The organism is Saccharopolyspora sp. NPDC045839 (assembly GCF_056431645.1).
On record NZ_JBWKKH010000007.1, the window covers coordinates 266,641 to 287,807 of the forward strand.

Annotated in this window: 24 protein-coding genes; 7 read left to right on the forward strand and 17 right to left on the reverse strand. The window is 71.0% G+C overall.

The features are described 5' to 3' along the window. The first annotated feature begins 218 nt into the window (after positions 1–218). Positions 219–1,562, forward strand: a complete 1,344-nt coding sequence (gene gabT / locus AC07EQ_RS13255) for a 4-aminobutyrate--2-oxoglutarate transaminase (protein ID WP_478388217.1) — start codon at positions 219–221, stop codon at positions 1,560–1,562. Between the two features lie 167 nt (positions 1,563–1,729). Here the strand turns inward: gabT and AC07EQ_RS13260 are convergent, their stop codons facing one another. From AC07EQ_RS13260 to rlmN, 3 genes are all read right to left on the reverse strand, one after another. Further along, a complete protein-coding gene (locus AC07EQ_RS13260; RefSeq protein ID WP_478388262.1) occupies positions 1,730–2,701 on the reverse strand; it encodes a CE1 family esterase in 972 nt (323 codons plus the stop codon). A 37-nt stretch (positions 2,702–2,738) separates the two neighbouring features. Then, on the reverse strand, positions 2,739–3,131 hold the full coding sequence (locus AC07EQ_RS13265; protein ID WP_478388218.1) for a hypothetical protein: 393 nt from the start codon (positions 3,129–3,131) through the stop codon (positions 2,739–2,741). A gap of 114 nt (positions 3,132–3,245) precedes the next feature. Beyond that, positions 3,246–4,358: a dual-specificity RNA methyltransferase RlmN gene (rlmN, locus tag AC07EQ_RS13270; RefSeq protein WP_478388219.1), complete on the reverse strand. Its 1,113-nt coding sequence runs from the start codon at positions 4,356–4,358 to the stop codon at positions 3,246–3,248. Positions 4,359–4,503: 145 nt separating this feature from the next. Between rlmN and AC07EQ_RS13275 the strand changes: the two genes are divergently transcribed. Beyond that, entirely contained in the window at positions 4,504–5,181 is a 678-nt protein-coding gene (locus AC07EQ_RS13275; protein ID WP_397530904.1) for a metal-dependent transcriptional regulator, read from the forward strand. Here the strand turns inward: AC07EQ_RS13275 and AC07EQ_RS13280 are convergent. Further along, entirely contained in the window at positions 5,158–5,643 is a 486-nt protein-coding gene (locus AC07EQ_RS13280; protein WP_478388220.1) for a hypothetical protein, read from the reverse strand. The genes AC07EQ_RS13275 and AC07EQ_RS13280 overlap by 24 nt on opposite strands. Positions 5,644–5,918: 275 nt before the next feature. Between AC07EQ_RS13280 and AC07EQ_RS13285 the strand changes: the two genes are divergently transcribed. From AC07EQ_RS13285 to AC07EQ_RS13300, 4 genes are all read left to right on the forward strand, one after another. Beyond that, positions 5,919–6,683: a VOC family protein gene (locus AC07EQ_RS13285; protein ID WP_478388221.1), complete on the forward strand. Its 765-nt coding sequence runs from the start codon at positions 5,919–5,921 to the stop codon at positions 6,681–6,683. Between the two features lie 93 nt (positions 6,684–6,776). Next, on the forward strand, positions 6,777–7,247 hold the full coding sequence (locus tag AC07EQ_RS13290) for an RrF2 family transcriptional regulator (protein ID WP_478388222.1): 471 nt from the start codon (positions 6,777–6,779) through the stop codon (positions 7,245–7,247). Between the two features lie 51 nt (positions 7,248–7,298). Then, positions 7,299–8,468, forward strand: coding sequence for an MFS transporter (locus AC07EQ_RS13295; RefSeq protein ID WP_478388223.1), 1,170 nt, complete (start codon positions 7,299–7,301; stop codon positions 8,466–8,468). A 10-nt stretch (positions 8,469–8,478) separates the two neighbouring features. Continuing rightward, a complete protein-coding gene (locus tag AC07EQ_RS13300; RefSeq protein ID WP_478388224.1) occupies positions 8,479–8,706 on the forward strand; it encodes a GNAT family N-acetyltransferase in 228 nt (75 codons plus the stop codon). Positions 8,707–8,714: 8 nt separating this feature from the next. Here the strand turns inward: AC07EQ_RS13300 and AC07EQ_RS13305 are convergent, their stop codons facing one another. The 8 genes from AC07EQ_RS13305 to rpsB all read right to left on the reverse strand — a co-directional run bounded on the left by AC07EQ_RS13305 (position 8,715) and on the right by rpsB (position 14,979). Continuing rightward, on the reverse strand, positions 8,715–9,245 hold the full coding sequence (locus tag AC07EQ_RS13305; protein ID WP_478388225.1) for a CGNR zinc finger domain-containing protein: 531 nt from the start codon (positions 9,243–9,245) through the stop codon (positions 8,715–8,717). Positions 9,246–9,248: 3 nt separating this feature from the next. Further along, positions 9,249–9,425: a hypothetical protein gene (locus tag AC07EQ_RS13310; RefSeq protein ID WP_478388226.1), complete on the reverse strand. Its 177-nt coding sequence runs from the start codon at positions 9,423–9,425 to the stop codon at positions 9,249–9,251. 49 nt (positions 9,426–9,474) lie between these two features. Continuing rightward, positions 9,475–10,206: a class I SAM-dependent methyltransferase gene (locus tag AC07EQ_RS13315; RefSeq protein ID WP_478388227.1), complete on the reverse strand. Its 732-nt coding sequence runs from the start codon at positions 10,204–10,206 to the stop codon at positions 9,475–9,477. 327 nt (positions 10,207–10,533) lie between these two features. Then, on the reverse strand, positions 10,534–11,379 hold the full coding sequence (locus tag AC07EQ_RS13320; protein ID WP_358582128.1) for a phosphatidate cytidylyltransferase: 846 nt from the start codon (positions 11,377–11,379) through the stop codon (positions 10,534–10,536). Between the two features lie 36 nt (positions 11,380–11,415). Further along, positions 11,416–11,973, reverse strand: a complete 558-nt coding sequence (frr, locus tag AC07EQ_RS13325) for a ribosome recycling factor (protein WP_132484902.1) — start codon at positions 11,971–11,973, stop codon at positions 11,416–11,418. A gap of 163 nt (positions 11,974–12,136) precedes the next feature. Beyond that, positions 12,137–12,883, reverse strand: a complete 747-nt coding sequence (gene pyrH, locus AC07EQ_RS13330) for a UMP kinase (protein WP_093262788.1) — start codon at positions 12,881–12,883, stop codon at positions 12,137–12,139. 241 nt (positions 12,884–13,124) lie between these two features. After that, complete coding sequence (tsf, locus tag AC07EQ_RS13335; protein WP_132484900.1) at positions 13,125–13,940, reverse strand: translation elongation factor Ts; 816 nt, start codon at positions 13,938–13,940, stop codon at positions 13,125–13,127. Positions 13,941–14,130: 190 nt separating this feature from the next. Then, positions 14,131–14,979, reverse strand: coding sequence for a 30S ribosomal protein S2 (gene rpsB / locus AC07EQ_RS13340; RefSeq protein WP_132484898.1), 849 nt, complete (start codon positions 14,977–14,979; stop codon positions 14,131–14,133). A 404-nt stretch (positions 14,980–15,383) separates the two neighbouring features. On the opposite strand from rpsB, the gene AC07EQ_RS13345 reads away from it, so the two are divergent. Further along, on the forward strand, positions 15,384–15,953 hold the full coding sequence (locus tag AC07EQ_RS13345) for a M23 family metallopeptidase (RefSeq protein WP_478388228.1): 570 nt from the start codon (positions 15,384–15,386) through the stop codon (positions 15,951–15,953). Positions 15,954–16,013: 60 nt separating this feature from the next. Here the strand turns inward: AC07EQ_RS13345 and whiG are convergent, their stop codons facing one another. From whiG to AC07EQ_RS13370, 5 genes are all read right to left on the reverse strand, one after another. Beyond that, positions 16,014–16,973, reverse strand: coding sequence for an RNA polymerase sigma factor WhiG (gene whiG, locus AC07EQ_RS13350; protein WP_478388229.1), 960 nt, complete (start codon positions 16,971–16,973; stop codon positions 16,014–16,016). Further along, positions 16,948–17,922: a tyrosine recombinase XerC gene (locus tag AC07EQ_RS13355; protein ID WP_478388230.1), complete on the reverse strand. Its 975-nt coding sequence runs from the start codon at positions 17,920–17,922 to the stop codon at positions 16,948–16,950. The genes whiG and AC07EQ_RS13355 overlap by 26 nt, the downstream gene beginning before the upstream one ends. A 114-nt stretch (positions 17,923–18,036) precedes the next feature. Next, entirely contained in the window at positions 18,037–19,197 is a 1,161-nt protein-coding gene (gene dprA / locus AC07EQ_RS13360) for a DNA-processing protein DprA (protein ID WP_478388263.1), read from the reverse strand. Then, on the reverse strand, positions 19,197–20,717 hold the full coding sequence (locus AC07EQ_RS13365; RefSeq protein WP_478388231.1) for a YifB family Mg chelatase-like AAA ATPase: 1,521 nt from the start codon (positions 20,715–20,717) through the stop codon (positions 19,197–19,199). Before AC07EQ_RS13365 ends, dprA begins: the two co-directional genes overlap by 1 nt. Further along, a complete protein-coding gene (locus AC07EQ_RS13370) occupies positions 20,718–21,119 on the reverse strand; it encodes a YraN family protein (RefSeq protein WP_478388232.1) in 402 nt (133 codons plus the stop codon). Positions 21,120–21,167 lie beyond the last annotated feature (48 nt).

Below are 21,167 nucleotides of genomic sequence, written 5' to 3' on the forward strand. Positions count from 1 at the left end.
CCTGACAGTGTGTCGAATCCTGAAACCCGAGTTAACCAGATCGTCCACTGTTCGGTTGCGGGCGGCGGGGCGAACCTGTTCGCAGGACAACACGGCCAGAGCCCCTTCCGAGCGGCGAAGGCCGCTTGCGGTGTGGGACGCAGCTTGCACCGCCGCGGGGTTCCGCTACCCGCACCGCTACGCAGGCCACTTTCAAGACTTTTCAGGAGGTCACCACCGTGACGGTTTCCCCGGCCCAGGCGGCACTGCCCCAGGCGCGCGTGCTGCGCACCGAGATCCCCGGCCCGAACTCCCGCGAACTCCAGCGGCGGCGCGCGGCGGCGGTGTCGACCGGCGTGTCCAGCGTGCTGCCGGTCTTCATCGCCGAGGCGGCCGGCGGCGTGCTGCACGACGTCGACGGCAACTCGCTGATCGACCTGGGTTCGGGTATCGCGGTCACGAACGTCGGCAACGCGGCGCCGGAGGTCGTCGAGCCCGTGCGCCGCCAGGTCGGCGAGTTCACGCACACCTGCTTCATGGTGACGCCGTACGAGAACTACCTGCAGGTCTGCGAGGAACTCGCCGCGCTCACCCCCGGCGACCACGACAAGCGCAGCGCGCTGTTCAACTCGGGCGCGGAAGCGGTGGAGAACGCCGTCAAGATCGCGCGCCGGGCCACCGGGCGGCAGGCGATCGTGGTGTTCGACCACGCCTACCACGGCCGCACCAACCTGACCATGGCGCTGACCGCGAAGTCGGTGCCGTACAAGCACGGGTTCGGTCCGTTCGCGCCGGAGATCTACCGAGTGCCGATGTCCTACCCGGCGCGCGATCCGCGCACCGGCGAGCAGGTGGCCCGGGAGGCGATCGACCGCATCGAGAAGCAGCTCGGCGCCGATTCGGTGGCGGCGGTGCTGATCGAGCCGATCCAGGGCGAGGGCGGATTCATCGAGCCCGCGGCGGGATTCCTGCCCGCGATCTCGCGGTGGTGCACCGACAACGGCGTGCTGTTCATCGCCGACGAGATCCAGACCGGCTTCTGCCGGACCGGCGCCTGGTTCGCCTGCGACCAGGAGAACGTGGTGCCCGACCTGATCACCACGGCGAAGGGCATGGCAGGCGGGCTGCCGCTGGCCGCGGTCACGGGCCGCGCGGAGCTGATGGACGCGATGCCGCCGAGCAGCCTGGGCGGCACCTACGGCGGCAACCCGGTCGCGTGCGCGGCAGCGCTCGGCGCGATCCGCGCGATGCGCGAACGCGACCTGGCCACCGCGGCGCGCGAGATCGGCGACCTGGTGTTCCCCCGCCTGCGCGCGCTCGCCGAGACCACCGACGCGATCCTCGACGTGCGGGGCCGGGGCGCCATGATCGGCATCGAGTTCGTCAAGCCGGGCACCGCGGAACCGGACCCCGAGGTGACCTCGCGGATCGCCAAGGCCTGCCACGCCCAGGGCGTGGTGATCCTCACCTGCGGCACCTACGGCAACGTGATCCGCCTCCTCCCGCCGCTGGTCATCGACGAGGCCCTCCTCGAAGAAGGCCTGACGGTCCTGGAAGGCGCCATCCGCGAACACACCCGCTGACGCCACGGGCGCGACGATTCAAGTCGAGGTGATCAGCGACCGGCGACCGGCGGCGGCTCGGGAGGCGGAATGACCGTTGCGCACGAACCGGTGCGCGCCGTTCGGGGGGCTGGGCGGCGCGCACCGGCCGGGCACGGGTCGGAGCTTCCGCTCCGGCCCGGGTCTTCTCAGCGGAGCCGGTGCTCGGCGAAGAACTGCATGATGATCGGCGTCGCGTCGACGACCGACGGCTGGTCGGAGTCCGGGTTCGGCCGCGTGCTCGGCCAGTCGTGCCCCAGGCCCTCGATCCGGTAGTGCACGACGTTGCCGCCCCGGTCGCAGCCGATCCACTTGCTGACCTGCACCCCGTTGCCCTCGTCGCGGACGATCGGGGTGTCGCCGCAGTCGTTGCGATCGGCCCAGCCCGCGAGCCATTCCGGGATCGGCGGCAGGCCCTTCTCCGGGTTCCCGGGGTACGGGATCGTCTGGTCGTCGGTGCCGTGTAAGTCCAGGACCGGCGCCGCGCGCTCCGGCTCGCACTCGCCGCCCTGCGGGTAGAACGCGCCGGACACCGGCGCGAAGGCGGCGATGCGGTCGCTCATCCGGCAGGCCAGCACGCCCGTGAAGCCGCCGCCGTTGGACTTGCCCGCGGCGTAGATCCGCGCGCGATCGACGCAGAAATCCCGCTCCAACCGGTCGAGCAGGTCGCCGGTGAACAGCACGTCGTCGGCAGCGGCGGAGTACGGCGCGCCCTGCCAGGCGGTTTCGCCGTCCGTGCCGACGAGGCCCTGCGGGTACACCGCGATGGCGTCGGTGCCGGAGAAGCCGGACAGCTCTTCCTGGTACTCCGAAGTCCGCGAGTGGCCGTGGAAGGACAGCACCACCGGGGTCGGCTCGTCCTGCCGGTAGTCCGCCGGCACGTGCAGCAGGTAGCTGCGGGCGATCCCGCCCGAAACGATCGTGCGGGTCTCCGACGTCCCGGGCACCGCGGCCGCGCCGCAGCCGGCGGACGGCGAGCGATCGATCCGGGATTCGGCCTGCGCCGGCACTCCGCCGAGCAACGCGGCCAGACCCACCGCGGCGAACACCGCCGGAATTCGTCCACTTAGGACAGATCGGGCGGCTCGGCGGACGAGACCTCGCTTCGCACGGCCAGGCACCATTGCCTCCCACCTCGATCGAGTTCGGGTGCGAGGATCATGGGACCACGCGGGTCCGGCCGTCATCATTCTGTTCATTGCGTTCACGGAAACCGCACCGGCGGACCAGCGCGCCAATGGAGAACTCGTACAAGCGCTTGTACGAACAGGACGGCTTCCGGCGTTCGAACGCCGCGATGTTCCGGTCCGCCAGGATCCGCTGGAGCTTCAGCCGCCGGTTCCAGAGGGATTCGGTGTCGACCGGGGCCAGCCACGAATGATCCGCGAAGTGGTAGCCGGAAGCCGCGGTGAACGGCGGCTCGCAGTAGTACACGATCGCCTGCGGGCAGTCCCGCTCGAGGTCGTGGTCATCGTCGTCGTAGTAGCCGACCCGAGGATCGGCCCCGGGCCTGTTCACGACCACCGGCCCGTACTCGGTCTCGCCTGACATCGCGCTCCCCCGGTCCGCCGGCGCGGGGACCGGACCGCCCCGATCCCGCGGATCCCCGGCAAGATACCGGAGATCAGGCGCGGAAATCGCGGCCCGAGGCGGTCCGCCGAACGCTCATTCCTCGGCCGCGAGTTGGCCGCAGGCCGCCGCGATCTCCTGGCCCCGGGTGTCCCGGACCGTGCAGGAGACGCCCGCTTCGCGGACCCGGCGGACGAACTCCCGTTCCACCGGCTTCGGGCTGGCGTCCCACTTGCTGCCCGGCGTCGGGTTCAGCGGGATCAGGTTGACGTGCGCGAACTGCCCGAGGTGCCGGCGCAGCAGCTTGCCGAGCAGGTCGGCGCGCCATGGCTGGTCGTTGATGTCGCGGATCAGCGCGTACTCGATCGACACCCGGCGCCCGGTGTGGTCGGCGTAGCCGCGAGCCGCCTCCAGCACCTCGGCGACCTTCCAGCGGTTGTTCACCGGCACCAGCGTGTCGCGCAGCTCGTCGTCCGGGGTGTGCAGCGACACCGCCAGCGTGACGTGCAGGTCCTCCGCGGTCATCTTCTTGATCGCGGGCACCAGGCCGACCGTCGACACGGTGACCGACCGCTGCGAGAGGCCCAGCCCGTCCGGGGCCGGGTCGCAGATCCGGTGCACCGCGTTGATCACCCGCCGGTAGTTGGCCAGCGGCTCGCCCATGCCCATGAACACGACGTTCGACAGCCGGCCGGGCCCACCCTGGACGTCGCCGTCGCGCATCGCCGCCGCGGCCGAGCGCACCTGGTCGACGATCTCCGCGGTCGACAGGTTGCGCTGCAGACCGCCCTGGCCGGTGGCGCAGAACGGGCAGGCCATCCCGCAGCCCGCCTGGCTGGAAATGCACACCGTGGCGCGGTCCGGATACCGCATCAGCACGCTTTCCAGCAGCGTGCCGTCGTGCGCGCGCCAGAGCGTCTTGCGGGTGGTGCCGTCGTCGGTGTTCAGGTGGCGGACCGGGCTGAGCAGCGCCGGCAGCAGGTGTTCGCCGAGCTTCGCGCGGCTGGCCGCCGGGATGTCGGTCATCGACTCCACGTCGGCGTTGAGCCGGCCGAAGTAGTGGTGCGCGAGCTGCTTGGCGCGGAACGGCTTCTCCCCCAGCTCGGTCACCGCGGCGCGCCGTTCGTCGGCGGAGAGGTCGGCGAGGTGCCGTGGCGGCATGCCACGGCGCGGGGCGTCGAAGACGAGCGGAAGGGAAGTCGCAGACATAGCGTCCACCAGTGTCCCATGCCCCGGAACGACCTTGGCGGCGACCACCGGACGAGGCGCGGGTCCGGCCGCCACGCGGCGTCCACGCGGGTGGTGGGTGCGTCCACCGACCGGGCGGCGCCCGTATCGTGCAAGTATGACGAGTATGGCCGAGCGCCCCTCGTCGTCCGTCGAGGACTACCTCCGGGCGATCTACGGGCTTTGCGAACGGGGTGTGCCCGTCACGAACGCCACCCTGACCCAGCGGCTCGGCCTGAGCCCGTCATCGGTCTCCGGGATGATCAACAAGCTGGCGCAGCTCGGCCTGGTCACGCACGTCCGGTACCGCAGCGTCGAGCTGACCCCGGAGGGCCGCCGGCTGGCCTTCGACGTGCTGCGCAGGCACCGGCTGATCGAGCTGTTCCTGGTCGAGGAGCTCGACTACAGCTGGGACGAGGTGCACCGGGAGGCCGACGCGCTGGAGCACGCGGTGTCCGACGAGCTGGTCGCGCACATCGCCGCCAAGCTCGGCAACCCCACCCACGACCCGCACGGCGACCCGATCCCGACCGCGGAGGGCACCGTCGAGAAGCCCGCGACGCTGCTGCTGGACCAGGTCGAGCCGGGCACGGTCGGCACCATCGCGCGGGTCTGGGACACGGATTCGGAGCTGCTGCGCTACCTGACAGATCACGGCATGACGCTGGGCTCGCGGATCGAGGTCGTGGAGCGCAAGCCCTTCGGCGGGCCGCTGGTGGTGCGCGTCGGCGAGCCGCCGGACGACGAAACCCACTTCGTGGGCGACGAGATCGCGGCCGCGCTATCGATCAGCGTGCACCGGTGAACCCGCCCCGTCGGTGAGCCGGGAGGCGACCGTGCGGGACGCGACCACGCGCGACACCGGCCACTCCAGCGGATCCGACGGCGGGTCGTCGCCGTAGACCTGCTCGGTCACCAGCCGCCCGTGCAGCTCGTCGGTGCGGTGCGCGCCCAGCACCGCGAGCAGCAGGTCGAACCGGCTGTCGGTGAGCGCCACGGCGACGTAGCAGAACCCGGCGAGGCCGGTGAACACGAGGCCGGACACCCACCACACCGATGCGCCCTGGACGAGGAACATCACCGCGAGGGCGAGCAGCAGCCCGGAGGCGAAGGCGATCCCGCGGGCGATCGTGACCCGCTTCAGCATCGACCGGAACGCCGGGTACTGGTGGCACAGCTGCTGGATGATGCGGGCCCGCTCCCGGCGGTCCAGCTGAGCAAGCCGGCTCAGGCCCGCGGTCACCGGCTTCGCCGCGCGGTTGGCCATGGCTGCTCCTGTAACCCTGGTGCGTGCTTCGATCGGGTTGCTCGGCATGCAAATACGCACACTGAGTGACCGCTACTAGTCGATCACGCGGGCCGTTCAGGATCAAGGCGTCATTCGGGGGCGTTCCCATTGCGGAAAAGGCACCGAACAGTAACGCCATCGTGCGGTTGAACACCCTTGATCCGCCACGCGTGTTTTCCGGACCGAAACCTCGGTCACCCTGGGGATACCCCCTGAATTCACCTCGTGTCGAAGTGCATTTCGGAGGAGGAGCGATGGCCATCGCAGTGGGCGCCCCAGCCTGGGTGGACCTGGCCACCCACGACGTCACCGAAGCCCGGGACTTCTACGCCGGCCTGTTCGGCTGGCACTGGATCCAGCGCCCGGACTACAACATCGCGATGAAGGAGCACAAGCCGGTCGCCGGGCTGCTGCTGCCGGAGACGGACGCGCCGACGGCCTGGGCGCTGTACCTGGAGTGCGGCTCGGCCCGCCGCGCGGTGGAGCGGATCCGCGCGCTCGGCGGCAAAGTGCTGGTCCCACCGACGGAAACGCCCGCCGATGAGACGTTCCTGGTCGCCGAGGATCCCTCCGGCGCGCCGATCGGCCTGTGGGAGGCGCCGCCCAACGGCACCTTCGGCCGCGACCACGCGGGCATGCTCTGCTGGGCGGAACTGCACACCCGCGACGGCTCGTCCGCCGATCCGTTCTACGCCGAACTGCTGGGCTACCGGCAGGAGCAGATCGGCGAGCCGGGGGACGGCTTCGACTACACCGTCTGGTACGTCGACGACCTGCCCACGGTGGGCCGGTTCGAGACCAGCTCGGCGCTGCCCGAGGACGTGCCCGCGCACTGGCAGCTGTACTTCCAGGTCAACCCGGACAGCAACGCCGACGACGCGGCGGCGAAGGCGGTCCAGCTGGGCGGCAAGGTGCTGCGTGAACCGTCGGATTCCCCGTACGGCCGGCTCTCCCTGATCCAGGACGTCGTCGGTGCCACGTTCTTCATCATCGACACCGCCCAGCGCACCGGGGAATGATGCGCGGCACCTGAATGCCCTGGCAGGAGCAGCTCATCCGGCCGGCGGAGCCCTGACGCGCGCCCGGTAAACCTGGACGTCTAACATCCAGGTATGCGGATGGGCGAAGGCGTCGAATGGGGACTGCACTGCTGCCTCACGCTGGCGTGGCTGGACGACGAACCCGTGCCGACCGCCCGGCTCGCCGCCCAGTTCGACCTGCCCCCGGCATACCTGAACAAGCGCCTGCAAGCGCTGGTCCGGGCCGAGATCCTCACCTCCACGCCGGGGGCGCGCGGCGGCTTCCGGCTGGCCAGGCCGCCGGCGAAGATCACGCTGATGGACGTCGTCGCCGCCATCGAAGGCTCTGAGGACGCGTTCCGCTGCGCCGAGATCCGGCAGCGCGGAGCCGGGACCGGTACCCCGGCAGGCGAGTTCCGCAAGCGCTGCGGCATCGACGTCGCCATGCGCCGGGCCGAGCTGGCCTGGCGCCGCGAACTGGCCTCGCAGACCATCGCCGACCTGATGGCCACCGCCCCGCCCCGCGCCGCCGGCCGAGTACGGCGCTGGCACGACGCGGACTGATTTTTTTCCGAATGCCCTGCTCAGCAGGGCTTATTCAGCTGGAGAACCTGGATGTCAAATGTCCCGAATTCGACGCGGAGCCGAGGTCTGACGGCCACCCTGGTGCTGGCGCTGGGGACCTTCGCGGTCGGCACCGACGCCTTCATCGTCGCCGGATTCCTCCCGGCCATGGCGGACTCGCTGGAGGTGACCACGGCCGCGGCAGGACAGTCGGTGACCACGTTCGCGGTGGCCTACGCAGTCCTCGCCCCGGTCCTGGCGACCGCGACCGCCCGGATCCCGCGCCGCGCCCTGCTGGTGGCCGCCCTCGTCCTGCTCGGGATCGCCAACATCGGCTCCGCGCTCGCCCCGAACCTGGCGGTGCTGATCGTCAGCCGGGTGCTCGCGGCGGCCGGTGCCGCCGCGTACACGCCCAGCGCGGGTGCGGTCAGCGCGACGCTGGTGCCTGCGGAGTTCCGCGGCCGGGCGCTGGCCGTGGTCGTCGGCGGCCTCACCGTGGCCACGGCGTTGGGCGTTCCGCTCGGCGATCTGGCCGGCGAATGGTTCGGCTGGCGCGCCGCCCTGGGGCTGGTCGCCGCGCTGTGCCTGCTCGTCTGCGTCGGCGTCTACCTGATCATGCCCGCGCTGCCGGGCGGCGCCCGCGTCCCGCTGCGCGACCGGCTCGCGCTGCTGCGCCGCCGCAGCGTCCTGGCGGTCCTGCCGCTGACGGTGCTCGGCATGGGAGCCAGCTACACCGTCTACGCCTACAGCGTTCCCGCGCTGAACGCCGTCGGAGTCCCGGTGGACTCGACCATGCTGATGCTGTTCCTGTACGGGCTCGGCGCGGTGCTGGGCAACCTCCTGTCCGGCTACGCGACCGACCGCTGGGGCCCGACCCTGGTCCTGACCTGCGGTTACCTGAGCATGACTCTCACGCTGGCGCTGCTGGCGTGGTTCGCCTGGACCGGCACCACCCCGCAGGTCGCGGTCGCGATCCTGGTGTTCGCGTGGGGCGCGAGCACCTGGACCCAAACGCCGCCACAGCAAACCCGGCTCATCGACGCGGCGCCGCAGGAGGCGGCGATCGTGGTGTCGCTGAACGCGTCGGCGATCTACCTCGGCGTCGGAGCGGGCACCCTCCTCGGCGGCGCGCTGCTGGCTCTCGGCCCGGCCCCGATCTTCACGGCAGCGGCCGCGGTCGCCGCCGTCGCGGCGCTGTACCTGCGCATCACCGCGTCGTGAGCCGCCAGAAATGTCCGCCCGCGCCGGGGCACCGCGCTCGGTTCGTGCTCAACACGTCGAGCACCGTCGGCGCGGGCTCGGCCGATACGTGATGCGAGCGCTCGGCAGCGCGGCGGCGGAGAGCGGGGCCACGCGGTCGGTGCTCGTGGCCACCGCGGAGGGCCTGGCCCTCCACCGCACCCTCGGCTGGGCCGTCGAATCCGAGATCACCGCTGCTCACCTGCCCGAACAGGGCTGAGCTCCGGCTCAGATGCCGTACCGGCCCGCGACCCTGGCCCGGTGGCGGGCCACCGCATCGTTGTTCGCGCAGCGCAGGGAGCAGTAGGCCCGCCGGCCGTTCCGGGAAGTGTCCACGAAGGCCTGGTCGCAGGCCTCGCGCGCACACCGGCCGAGGCGATCCGCCCCTGCGAAGCAGACCACGTAGGCGAGCCCGGCAGCCGTGACCGCACGGATGTGGGCCGCCCGGTCCGCACCCGGCGCGCTGTAGTGCAGGTGCGGGTGCCCGTCGTGCAGCGAGATGTACGGCTGGCTCGCGGTTTCGGCGAGCAACTGGTTGATCTCGCCGCACCGCCGCTCCAGGTCCTGCGGATCGAAGCAACGGCCGAGCCGATCGCACCAGAGCGCCAAGTCGCGGACCTGCTCGGCGTCCAGCGCACCTCCCGCGACGCCGCGCGCGGACAGGATCGGCTCCAGCGCTTCGGCGGTCAGCGGGCCGACCGCGTTGACGAGATCGGCCGCCAGGCAGGCCGCCTCGCCGCCGTAGTCGTTGAACCGCATCGATCACCTCGCCGGAGATCTCGTCGGCGAGCGCACCTCGCGGTCGTCGAGGAAAACTCCGATCCGGCCGCAGAAGCACACCCGGTAGGTGACCTCGCCCTGCGACGTCCGGTGCCGGGACAGCACCGCCCACCGCGCGCGGTCCCCGGGACAGACCCCGTTCGTGCTGGTAGCAGGCATGGGTCTCACCCTGGCGTCAGGGACTAGGCCACTTCAACCATTACATCGTTCAGGCGCGCAGCAGGCCGGTCGGCTTGCGGCGGGTCCGGACGCGGTAGCCGACCGGAACCGTGCGGTCGGGCACCTCGCGAACCGCGCGGGCGGCGACCTTCGCGGAGAACTCGATGCCCAGCACCTTTTCGAGGGTCTCCCGGTCGTCGAAGCGCCACAGCGTGTCCACGGAGGCGCTGTCGAAGCCGTGGCGCTGGAAGAACGACTCGATCGCTTGCGGGTCGACCTGCGGCGCGTCCGCCCGCATCCAGTCACCGTACGGCGAGCTCGACGCGTCCAGGTCGACGATCGCGATCATCCCGCCCGGGCGGAGCACCCGCTCCGCCTCGGCCAGGCCCGGTTCGCAGCCGGGACCGAAGAAGTACGCCGTGCGGGCGTGCACCAGGTCGACGCTGGCGTCGGCGAGCGGCAGCTGCTGGGCGGGCGCGATGCGGACGTCCACGCCCGGCGTGCCCGCCATCCGGGCACGGGCCCGCTCGGCCAGCGGTGGGTGCGGCTCGATGCCGATGACCGTCCTGGCCGCGGCGGCGAACAGCGGCAGGTGGAAGCCGTCGCCGCAGCCGATGTCGACGACGTCCAGCCCGTCCCAGTCGCAGCGCTCCCGCAGCGCCTGCCACAACGCGCCGGTGGAGTCCTGCGCGCGGTTCTCCAGTTCGAAGAGCTCGGGCCAGTGCCAGATGTTCGGGCTCGGTGTCACCTGCGGCCGCGCCTGCTTCCGCCAGGTACGCATCACGGTCCTCTCTCCGACGCGATTTCGATGAGGCTTTCCGGCCTCGTTCTGGATGGCGGTGCGGGTAGCGGAACCTCAGACGCTTCCTGGACCGCAGGCGCCCCTGTCCAATACGCGGCGGAGGGGCCGTCCTCGCCCTGGAGTGCCCCAGGGCACGGGCGCAGTGAACCCGCGGCGGCGCCGTTGCGCGGATCCGAAAACGCCTCCGGCGCTTGGCGGCAGCGTGCGCGGTCACGGCACATCGGGCGCCGTTTCAGGATGAAAAACCTCAATGGAAATCGAAGGTCCGATTTCCACTGAAATCGGGTACCCCCGACCCGGGGTTCCTCAGCCCGGGACGAGCCAGAAGAGCATCATCCAGGCGGCCGCGGCCGACGGCAGCAGGGAATCCATCCGGTCCATCAGGCCGCCGTGCCCGGGCAGCAGGTTGCCCATGTCCTTGATGCCGAGGTCGCGCTTGATCAGCGACTCCATCAGGTCGCCCAGCGTCGAGGTGCACACCAGCGCAGCCCCGAACAGCGCGCCCTGCCACCACTGGCCGTCGAGCATCAGGGTCACCGAGAGGACCCCGGCCACCACGCCGACCAGCATCGACCCGCCGAAGCCCTCCCAGGACTTCTTCGGGCTGATCTTCGGCGCCATCGGGTGCTTGCCGAACAGCACGCCGAACGCGTAGCCGCCGGTATCCGAGGCGACGACGCCGATCATGAAGCACAGCGCCCGGAAGGCACCGTCCTCCGGCCGCACCAGCATCGCCGCGAACGCGGCGAACAACGGCACGTAGGCCGCGGTGAACACCGATGCGGTCACGTCCCGCACGTAGCCGTCGACGCCGTGCCGGAACCGCCACGCCAGGCACGCCAGCACGGTGATGACGAACGCCACCAGCGTTCCGCGCAGGCCGAACGGCCAGGACAGCCACAACATCGCCTGCCCGCCCACCAGCACGGGGACCAGCGAGATGCGGATGTCGGCACCGCGCTTGAGCGCGTTCGCCAGCTCGACGGTGGACACCGCCACCGCGGCGGCGACGATGCCGATGAATACGAACCGCACCATCAGCAGCGAAAGGATGATCGCGGCACCGAGCACTACCCCGACGCCGATGGCGGCACGGAGATCGCGTCCGGCCCGGGAAGGACGCGAAGGCGGGTCCGGGCTGTCTGCGGACATTCCGGACTCACCTTCGCATTGGCCGGCCGTCACCACTCAGACCTCGAGAAGTTCTGCTTCCTTGTGCTTGACCAGCTCGTCGATCTGGCCGGTGAAGCGGTGCGTGAGGTTCTCCAGCTCCTTCTCGGCGCGGGTGCCCTCGTCCTCGCCGGCCTCGCCGTCCTTGACGATCCGGTCGATCTCTTCCTTGACCTTGCGGCGGATGCCCCGGATGGTGATCTTGCCTTCCTCGCCCTTGTGCTTGGCGAGCTTGACCATCTCCTTGCGGCGCTCCTCCGTCATCTGCGGAATCGCGACCCGGATGAGCTGGCCGTCGTTGGACGGGTTCACGCCGAGGTCGGAGTCGCGGATGGCCTTCTCCATCGCCGCCAGCTGGCTGGCGTCGTACGGCTTGATGACCACCAGCCGCGCCTCCGGCACGGAGACGCTGGCGAGCTGGTTCAACGGCGTCGGCGAACCGTAGTAGTCGACGACGATGCTGGAGAACATCGCGGGGTTCGCACGGCCGGTGCGGACGGTGGCCAGGTCGTCCTTGGCCACCTCCACCGCCTTTTGCATCTTCTCCTCGCCTTCGAGAAGAGCTTCGTCGATCACGGCTGCTCCTTAAGTCTGCCGACCGGTGGACATTCGTAGTGTCGCCTGCTGCGCAGCGCCGCCCCAGGGCGGGCCACCCCAGATCAGGATTCCAGCACCCCTGGTGGGGCGACGGGCCGGGTCGCTCGGGTGGTCACCCGGCACGGCCTCGGATGCGCGTCGCTCAGGCCTGCTGCTCGGCCGGGGTGCTGACCAGCGTGCCGATCTTCTCACCGCCGACGGCGCGGGCGATGTTGCCCTCTTCCAGCAGGTTGAACACCAGGATCGGCATGTGGTTGTCCATGCACAGGCTGAAGGCGGTCGCGTCGGCGACCTTCAGCCCGCGCTCCAGCACCTCGCGGTGCGTGATCCTGTCGAACAGCTGCGCGTCCGGGGTGGTCTTCGGGTCGGCGGTGTAGACGCCGTCGACCGCCTTGGCCATCAGCACCACCTCGCAGCCGATCTCCAGCGCCCGCTGCGCCGCGGTGGTGTCGGTGGAGAAGTACGGCATGCCGGTGCCGGCGCCGAAGATGACCACGCGGCCCTTCTCCATGTGCCGCATCGCGCGCCGCGGAATGTAGGGCTCGGCGACCTGCCCCATGGTGATCGCGGTCATCACCCGGGTGTCGATGCCGTGCTCGCGCTCCAGGAAGTCCTGCAGTGCCAGGCAGTTCATCACGGTGCCCAGCATCGCCATGTAGTCACCGCGCGCGCGTTCCATGCCGCGCTGCTGCAGTTCGGCACCGCGGAAGAAGTTGCCGCCGCCGATCACGATGGCCACCTCGACGCCATCGGCGACGATCTCGGCGATCTGCCGGGCCACCGCGCCGACCACGTTCGGGTCGATCCCGACGCTGCCCCCGCCGAACATCTCGCCGCCCAATTTGAGCAGCACCCGGCTGTAGCCGCGGTGCGCTGGGCCGTCGGTCACTGGATTCCTCCCGCGAAGTTCGGTTTCGCTCTAAGTTTGCGCGGATCGCTCCGCTCGCCGACAGCGGCACCGGGTTCCGGCGCCGTGATCTTGCGAAAGCGCCCCGCCTTGCGAACGAAGGCGGGGCGCTGATGCCGTGAGTCGCGGCCGCCGGGTCCCCACCGGTTTCACCTCACCCGGTGAACCGGCGGCGCACCACCTGATCGGGGTGCCGCCCGGCGTGCCGCCGAACAGCGACCGGTCAGGCCTGGCCGACCTCGAACCGGACGAAACCGGTGACGGTGACGCCGGCCTCGTCGAGCAGGGCCTTGACGGTCTTCTTGTTCTCCTGCACGGACGGCTGGTCCAGCAGCGCGTTCTCCTTGAAGAACCCGTTCAGGCGACCCTCGACGATCTTCGGCAGCGCCTGCTCCGGCTTGCCCTCCGCCTTCGCGGTCTCCTCGGCGATGCGCCGCTCGTTGGCGACGATGTCCGCCGGGACGTCGTCGCGGCTCAGGTACTTCGGCTTGAGCGCGGCGACCTGCATCGCGGCACCGCGCGCGGCGTCCGCGTTGCCACCGGTGAACTCGACCAGCACGCCGACCGCCGGGGGCAGGTCCGCGGAGCGGCGGTGCAGGTAGGTGGCCACCTCGCCATCGAACTTGGCGACGCGGCGCAGCTCGAGCTTCTCGCCGATCTTGGCCGACAGCTCCTGGATGACCTCGGAGACGGTCTTTCCGTCCAGCGGGGCCGCCAGGGCGGCTTCCAGGTCACCGGCGCCGGCGGCCTTGACCGCGGCGACGATCTTGTTGGCCAGCTCGATGAACTCGTCGTTCTTGGCGACGAAGTCGGTCTCGCTGTTCAGCTCGATCAGCACACCGCCATCGGCGGCGACCAGGCCCTCGGCGGTGGCGCGCTCGGCGCGCTTGCCGACGTCCTTGGCGCCCTTGATGCGCAGGCTCTCGACGGCCTTGTCGAAGTCGCCGTCGGCCTGCTCAAGAGCCTTCTTGCAGTCCATCATGCCGGCGCCGGTCAGCTCGCGAAGACGCTTGACGTCGGCCGCACTGAAGTTCGCCATCGTGCGTTATCCGTCCCTCTGAGTACGCAGCTTCGAAGGTCTTGCAGACATCGGCCGGGCCGCGTCCCGTGGCGTTCAACCAGCTCAGCGGGGATGCGAACCCGGCCCGGGTGGCACCCGCCAGATCGTCTGACGGGTAGCCGGACCGCGCCGCGCGCCGACCTTCACGACCGGCGCGCGGCAAGCGGACTCAGGACTGCGCGGCCTGCTCGCCGCCCTCGGTGGTGGCTTCGGCGGCCTGGCCGGAGCCGGCTGCCTGGCCGGAGCCGGCCAGCAGCTCCTTCTCCCACTCGGCCAGCGGCTCGCCACCGGCCGGCTTCTCCTCACCCTCCGGGGCACCGTTGGTGCGGCCACTGCGGGCCATCAGGCCCTGGGCGACACCGTCGGCGACCACGCGGGTCAGCAGGGCGGCGGAGCGGATCGCGTCGTCGTTGCCCGGGATCGGGTAGTCGACCTCGTCCGGGTCGCAGTTGGTGTCCAGGATCGCGACGACCGGGATGCCCAGCTTCCGGGCCTCACCGACGGCGATGTGCTCCTTCTTGGTGTCCACGATCCACACGGCGCTGGGCACCTTGCTCATGTCGCGGATACCGCCGAGGGTCTTCTCGAGCTTGTCCTTCTCGCGGGTCAGCATCAAGATTTCCTTCTTGGTGCGGCCCTCGAAGCCCCCGGTCTGCTCCATGGTCTCGAGTTCCTTGAGACGCTGCAGACGCTTGTGGACGGTCTGGAAGTTGGTGAGCATGCCACCCAGCCAGCGCTGGTTCACGAACGGCATGCCGACCCGCAGGGCCTGCTCGGCGATCGCTTCCTGCGCCTGCTTCTTGGTGCCGACGAACAGGATCGTCCCGCCGTGCGCGACCGTCTGCTTGACGAAGTCGAACGCCCCGTCGATGTAGGTCAGCGTCTGCTGCAGGTCGATGATGTAGATGCCGTTGCGCTCGGTGAAGATGTAGCGCTTCATCTTCGGGTTCCAGCGCCGGGTCTGATGCCCGAAGTGCACGCCGCTGTCGAGCAGCTGCTTCATGGTGACGACGGCCATGGCCTGGTTCGCACCTCTTGAGTCGGGCGCGCCGGTTGGCGCGCGATTCGGTTGCCGCGACAGACCGGGTGGTCCGTCGCCCTGGTACCCGCCCGGTCGCCCCCACCCTCGCTCGACGAGCTCGGGACCGCGGGAGCACCGGCACCCTGCGAGAGCAGCAGCATCCGAGGCATTGAACTCGGTACTGTTCCGCTCGGCGGCCGACCGCGAGGTCGGGCCACTTGCGCAGGCATGGCGTGCGGGCACGCGAAGTCGATCCGTGCGGACACGAAACCGCGTTGACAGTGTACTGGACGTCCCGGCTGACCCGATCGTGGACTGCGAGTTGTCCACAGCGGCCTGGTTTGTCCACAGATCTGGTTTTCCCCCTGTTCACCTGGACCGCCGGCGGCCACCGTTGCACCATGCGCTTGTTGATCTCCACACTCGTCTGCTGCGGTGCCGCCGCAACCCTCGGCCTCCCCTCCGAACTCGAACCGCCCCGCGGGCTGCCTGCCGCGGAGCCGGCACTGCCGATGCCCGGCGCGCCACTGCGCGCCTCGCCTTCGGCGAACGCGTTGTTCGGCTGGCCGCTGGCGCCGCCTCCTGCCGTCGTTCGCCCCTTCGAGGCGCCGGCACACGCCTTCGGCCCGGGTCACCGAGGCGTCGACCTCGCAGGCGAGGTCGGCCAACCGGTGCTGGCCGCCGGGGACGGCGTGGTCGTCTACGCGGGCTGGATGGTGGACCGGAACCTGGTCTCCATCGAGCACACCGGCGGCCTGCGCACCACCTACGAGCCGGTCGCGCCGGGCGTCTCGGTCGGCGACCAGGTCACCCGTGGGCAGCCGATCGGCCACCTGGAACCGGGACATCCGGAGTGCGCCGCCGAGCCGCCGCGGGCGTGCCTGCACTGGGGCGCTCGGCAACGCCTGAACTACCTCGACCCGCTGCGCCTGCTCGGGTTCGGCCACGTCCGGCTCAAGCCGTGGCGGTGACAGCGGTGCCGTGGCGTTCTTCGGCGGGGACCGGCGCGTCGGTCCCCGCCGAGCCGCCGATCAGGCCTGTTCGGTGAGCTTGGTGCGCAGGCGCAGGACCGCGCGGGTGTGCAGCTGGCAGACCCGCGATTCGGTGACGCCGAGCACCTTCCCGATCTCAGCCAGCGTCAGGTTCTCGAAGTAGTAGAGGGTCACCACCACGCGGTCCCGGTCGCTGAGCCGCTCCACCGCCTCGGCCAACTGGCGCCGGCTGTCCCGGTCCACCAGGGCCGCGACCGGGTCTTCGGCCCGGTCGTCGGGCAGCGTTTCGGCCAGCGACGCCTGCGCCGTTCCCGCGCCGATCAGGTCGTCGAGCGCGATCACGCTGGTCATCTGCAGCTGCGCGAACAGCTCGCGCAGTTCGTCGAGCGATAGTTCGAGCTCGCCGGCCAGTTCCGCATCGGTCGCGGTGCGCTGCAGCTTCGCCTCCAGGCGCTCCAGCGCCCGCTCCACGTCGCGGGCGCGGCTGCGCACCGACCGCGGCACCCAGTCCTGGGCCCGCAGGTCGTCGAGGATGGCGCCGCGGATGCGCTGCATGGCGTACGTCTCGAACTTCAGGCCGCGTTCCGGTTCGAACTTCTCGATCGCGTCGACCAGCCCGAAGATCCCGGACTGGATCAGGTCGGAGACCTCGACGTGCGACGGCAGCCCGGTGCCGACGCGGCCCGCCACGTACTTGACCAGCGGCGCGTAGTGCAGCACCAGCCGGTCGCGCAGCTCCTGGTCGCGGCGCTGGCCGAACGCCTGCCACAGCGCGACTATCCCGGCCTCGACCTCGTCTCCGCTGCGCTGGTCCCTGCCCGCGGCAGGCCTGGCAGGCTCGGCGGTCGCCACGGACAGCCGGCGCGCGAGGCGGTCGCCGACGTGGCCGTTGGTTCCACCGCCTTGATCACGGGCAGTCACCGGTACCGAGGTCGATCTCGCGGCCACCGTGTCGGCGCCGCCCCCGGTGTGGTCAGGAACGGGGGTGGGTTCGGTCATGGATCGCCTTCAGCCGTTCAACGGTCACGTGGGTGTAAAGCTGGGTCGTTGCGAGCGTAGCGTGACCAAGCAACTCCTGAACGCTACGGAGGTCCGCACCGCCCTCCAACAAATGGGTCGCAGCCGAGTGACGTAGCCCATGTGGACCGACGTCCGGGGCACCGGAAACCACGCCGACCGCGTCGTGGACGGTGCGGCGCACCGCACGCGGGTCGAGCCGTCCACCTCGGACACCCAGGAACAACGCGGCACCCGACGATTCCCGGACCAGACTCGGCCGACCAGCGGAAACCCAGCGGCCGAGCGCCTGTTCCGCCGGTACGCCGAACGGCACAGCGCGTTCTTTGTCACCCTTGCCGATCACGCGGACCAGCCGGCGCTCGCGATCGACGTCGTCGACGTCCAGCCCGCAGAGCTCGGCGACGCGGATTCCGGTGCCATACAGCAGTTCGAGCACCGCGTGGTCCCGCAAGGCCACCGGGTCCCCCTGTTCCGCACCCACCGCCGAAGCCTGCATCGCCGAACCTGCCTGGTCAACGCGCAGCACGGCGGGCAGTTTCCGCTGCTTCGACGGAACCGCGAGCCGCGGGCCCGGATCGACGGGCAGCAGCCCGGCGCGGAACGCCCACCCGGTGAACGTGCGGGCCGACGCGGTCCGCCGGGCGAGCGTCGCCCGGCCCGCTCCGCGCGCGTGCTGCGCCGAAAGCCATTCCCGCAGGACGGAAACGTCCAGCGCAGCAAGGGTTGCATCGTCGGCCGAGCCGACGAGGTGCCCCAGCAACGAGACGATGTCGCCGATGTATCCGCGAACGGTGTGCGCGGATAGCCCGCGTTCCGCGGCGAGGTGTCTTTCGAACGCGTCGACCGCGGTTCCGAGCGGCTCGGGCAGTTTCGCCCGAGCCGCGCGAAGATCCGGTCTTCGCGGTTCGGCGGAACGTATGCGGGCCATGCATCGAAGCTGGCCGTTCGACCGGCGTCGGTCAAGCATCGCCACGCCGAAATCATGATCACTTGACCGGTATGCGAATCATCTTGCGCGACGGGAGGCGCATCTGCATCGAAGTCATGACCCCGTCATCGACCACCCCCGTTCGGACCGCGCCACGAACCCGGCCAGCTCCAGCTCCGGCAGCAACGCCCGGACTTTGCCCAGCGGCAGCCCCGAATCCCGCGCCAGCTCGTCCGCGCTGGCGCAATCGATGCCGGTCAGCGCATCGTGCAGGCGCCGCGCATCGGGATGCAGCGCGTCGGTCCGGCGCGACTGGGCGGGGACTTCCACCGGCAGTTGCGCGCCGAGCGGGCTCAGCGCTTCCAGGACCTCCTGGGTTCGGGTGACCAGCACGGCCTGACCGGACCGCACCATCCCGTGGCAACCAACGGAATTCTTCGAGGTCACCGGCCCGGGCACGGCCAGCACGGGCCTTCCCAAGGCATCCGCGGTGTGCGCGGTGTTGGCGGCGCCGCTGCGCGCGCCCGCCTCGACCACCACCGTCGCGCTGCCGAACGAGGCGATCAGCCTGTTGCGCACCAGGAAGCGGTGCTTCCGCGGCGGCGTGCCGAGCGGATACTCGCTCACGACGGCGCCCTGTTCGGCGATGGCGCGCAGCAACCTGCCGTGCCCGGCCGGGTAGTCGACGTCGACGCCGCAGGCGAGGAACGCCACCGTCAGGCCGCCCGCGGCGAGCGCGCCCCGATGCGCGGCGCCGTCGATGCCGTACGCCGCCCCGGAAGCCACCGTGAACCCCGCCGCCGCCAGCCCGTGGCCGAACTCCGCCGCCACGTGCTCGCCGTAGCCGGTGGCGGCTCTGGCGCCGACGATGGCCACCGCTTGCTCCGCCGCCTCGGCCAGCACCGCCTTGCCGCGGACCCACAACGCGATCGGCTCGGCGATCCCCGGCAGGTCGACCGATCTCGCCCCGAACAGGCCGTCGAACGCCTCGCGCGGCCACTCCGGGGCCTCCGGCACGAGCAGCCGGACACCGGCGGCCTCGGCCGCCACCAGCAGCTGTTCACCCGACACGTGCCACCGCCGCGCCTCGACCTCCGCCGTGACATCCGCCGGCGCCTTCTCGCGCTGGATCAGGCCGACCGCGCGGCAAGGGCCGTACTCCGTGACGAACCTGGCCAGCGCCGGAGCCGGCGGTTCGGCGACGGCGCCCAGGAAGGCCCTGGCTACCAGCAGTTCCCGCTTCGACCGCTCCCCCATCGACGCCCATCGAGCCATCACGCCGCCCTCCTGTCCCGGAACTCCAAGGCCGCAGCCACGTGCTCCGCATCCGGTCGATCCCGGCCGTCCAGGTCGGCCAGCGTCCAGGCGACGCGCAGGCACCGATCCGCACCGCGCGCCGTGATCGCGCCGACCTCCAGCCCGCGGTCCAGCAACGCCGTTGCCGCCGCGGGCAGCGCGAACTCGCGCCGCAGCACCGGCCCCGGCACCTCCGTGTTCGTTTGCCACCCGTGCGCGGACCACCGCTGCCGGGCCGCCGCTCGCGCGTTCTCCACCCGCTTGCGCACCACCGCGCTGCCCTCCGGCTCGGCACCTGCCTGCACGGTCATCGCGGTGATCGGGCGCATCCGGACCCGCAGGTCGACCCGATCCAGCAGGGGCCCGGACAACTTGCCGAGGTAGCGCCGCCGAACCTGCGGCGGACACTGGCAGTCGAGGTCCCGAGCCGGCGCGCACGGGCACGGGTTCGTCGCCAGGACCAGCTGGAACCGCGCCGGGTAGCGCAGCGTGCCGTCGCGCCGCGCCAGCCGGACCTCGCCTTCCTCCAGCGCCGTGCGCAACGCCTCCAACCGCTTCGCACCCAACTCGCAGGCCTCGTCCAGCAGCAGCACCCCGCGATGCGCACTGCTGACCGCACCCGGCCTCGCCAACCCGGTGCCGCCGCCGATGAGCGCCGGGATCGACAGCGAGGGGTGCGGCGCGACGAACGGCGGCGTCCGGATCAGCGTCGCCGACTCGGACAGGTCACCAGCGATCGAGCGGATCGCGGTGACCTCCAGCGCCTCCGGCACTGTCAGGCTCGGCAGCAGCCCGCTCAGGCGCTTGGCCAGCATCGTCTTGCCGGTGCCCGGCGGCCCGACCATCAGCAGATGGTGACCGCCCGCCGCGGCGACCTCCAGGGCCCACCTCGCCTCGGGCTGGCCGAGCACGTCGGAGAGGTCCGGCGCATCGTCCTCGGCAGGCGGCTCGGCGTCCGGTGGCGGGCGGCGGTCGAGCTCGCCGAGGTCGCGCAACCAGGCCACCACGTCCCGCAGGTGGTCGGCGCCGAGCACGTCGATGCCCTCCACGAGATGCGCCTCGGCCAACCCGCCGGCCGGCACCACCGCGCGGCGCATGCCCTCCCGTCGCGCCGTCAGCAACGCCGGCAGCAGCCCGCGGACCGGCCTGATCCGCCCGTCCAGGGCCAGCTCGCCGAACAACACCGTGCCCGCCAGCCGGTGTGGCGGGACCAGTTCCGCCCCGGCCAGCACCGCGCAGGCCAGCGCCAGGTCGTACGACGTGCCGGTCTTGGGCATCGCGGCCGGGGACAACGCCAGCGTCACGCAGCTGGCCGGCCAGTCCTCCTTGCAGTTCTGGATCGCCGCGCGCACCCGGTTCTTCGATTCCTGCAGGGCCGTGTCGGGCAGCCCGAGGAGCTGCACCGATGGCAGTCCCCCCTTGCGCACGTCGGCTTCGATCTCGACGAGCGCGCCGTCCACTCCGAACAGCGCGACCGCCCACGTCTTCCGCAGCGCCATCTAGAACACCCCCTCGAGATGCTTGACGCGGGGGCGCTTGCCCGGTGGCCACAGCACCGACACGACGTCGAACCGCACCCGGCAACCCACCAATCGGCGCGCGGCCAGCCAGGACCGGGCCGCGTTCCTGATCCGGTTGATCTTCTCCGGCACGAGCGCGTACTCCGGTCCGCCGTAGTCGACGCCGGAACGGGCCTTGACCTCGCAGCACACCACCGTGTTGCCGTCGGTGGCGACGATGTCGAGTTCTCCTTGCGGGCACTGCCAATTCCGGTCCAGCACGGTCAGACCGCGGCGTTCCAGGAGCACGGCCGCCAGCCGCTCCCCTTCGATTCCCAACGCGTGTCTGCGGCCCCTGGTGTCGTCATCCGACAGCAGGCCCACGACCTTCTTCCGGCGCACGGCTTCCTCCTCGGTTCGGGATTCAGGTTTCCCGTGCCGGTATCCCCG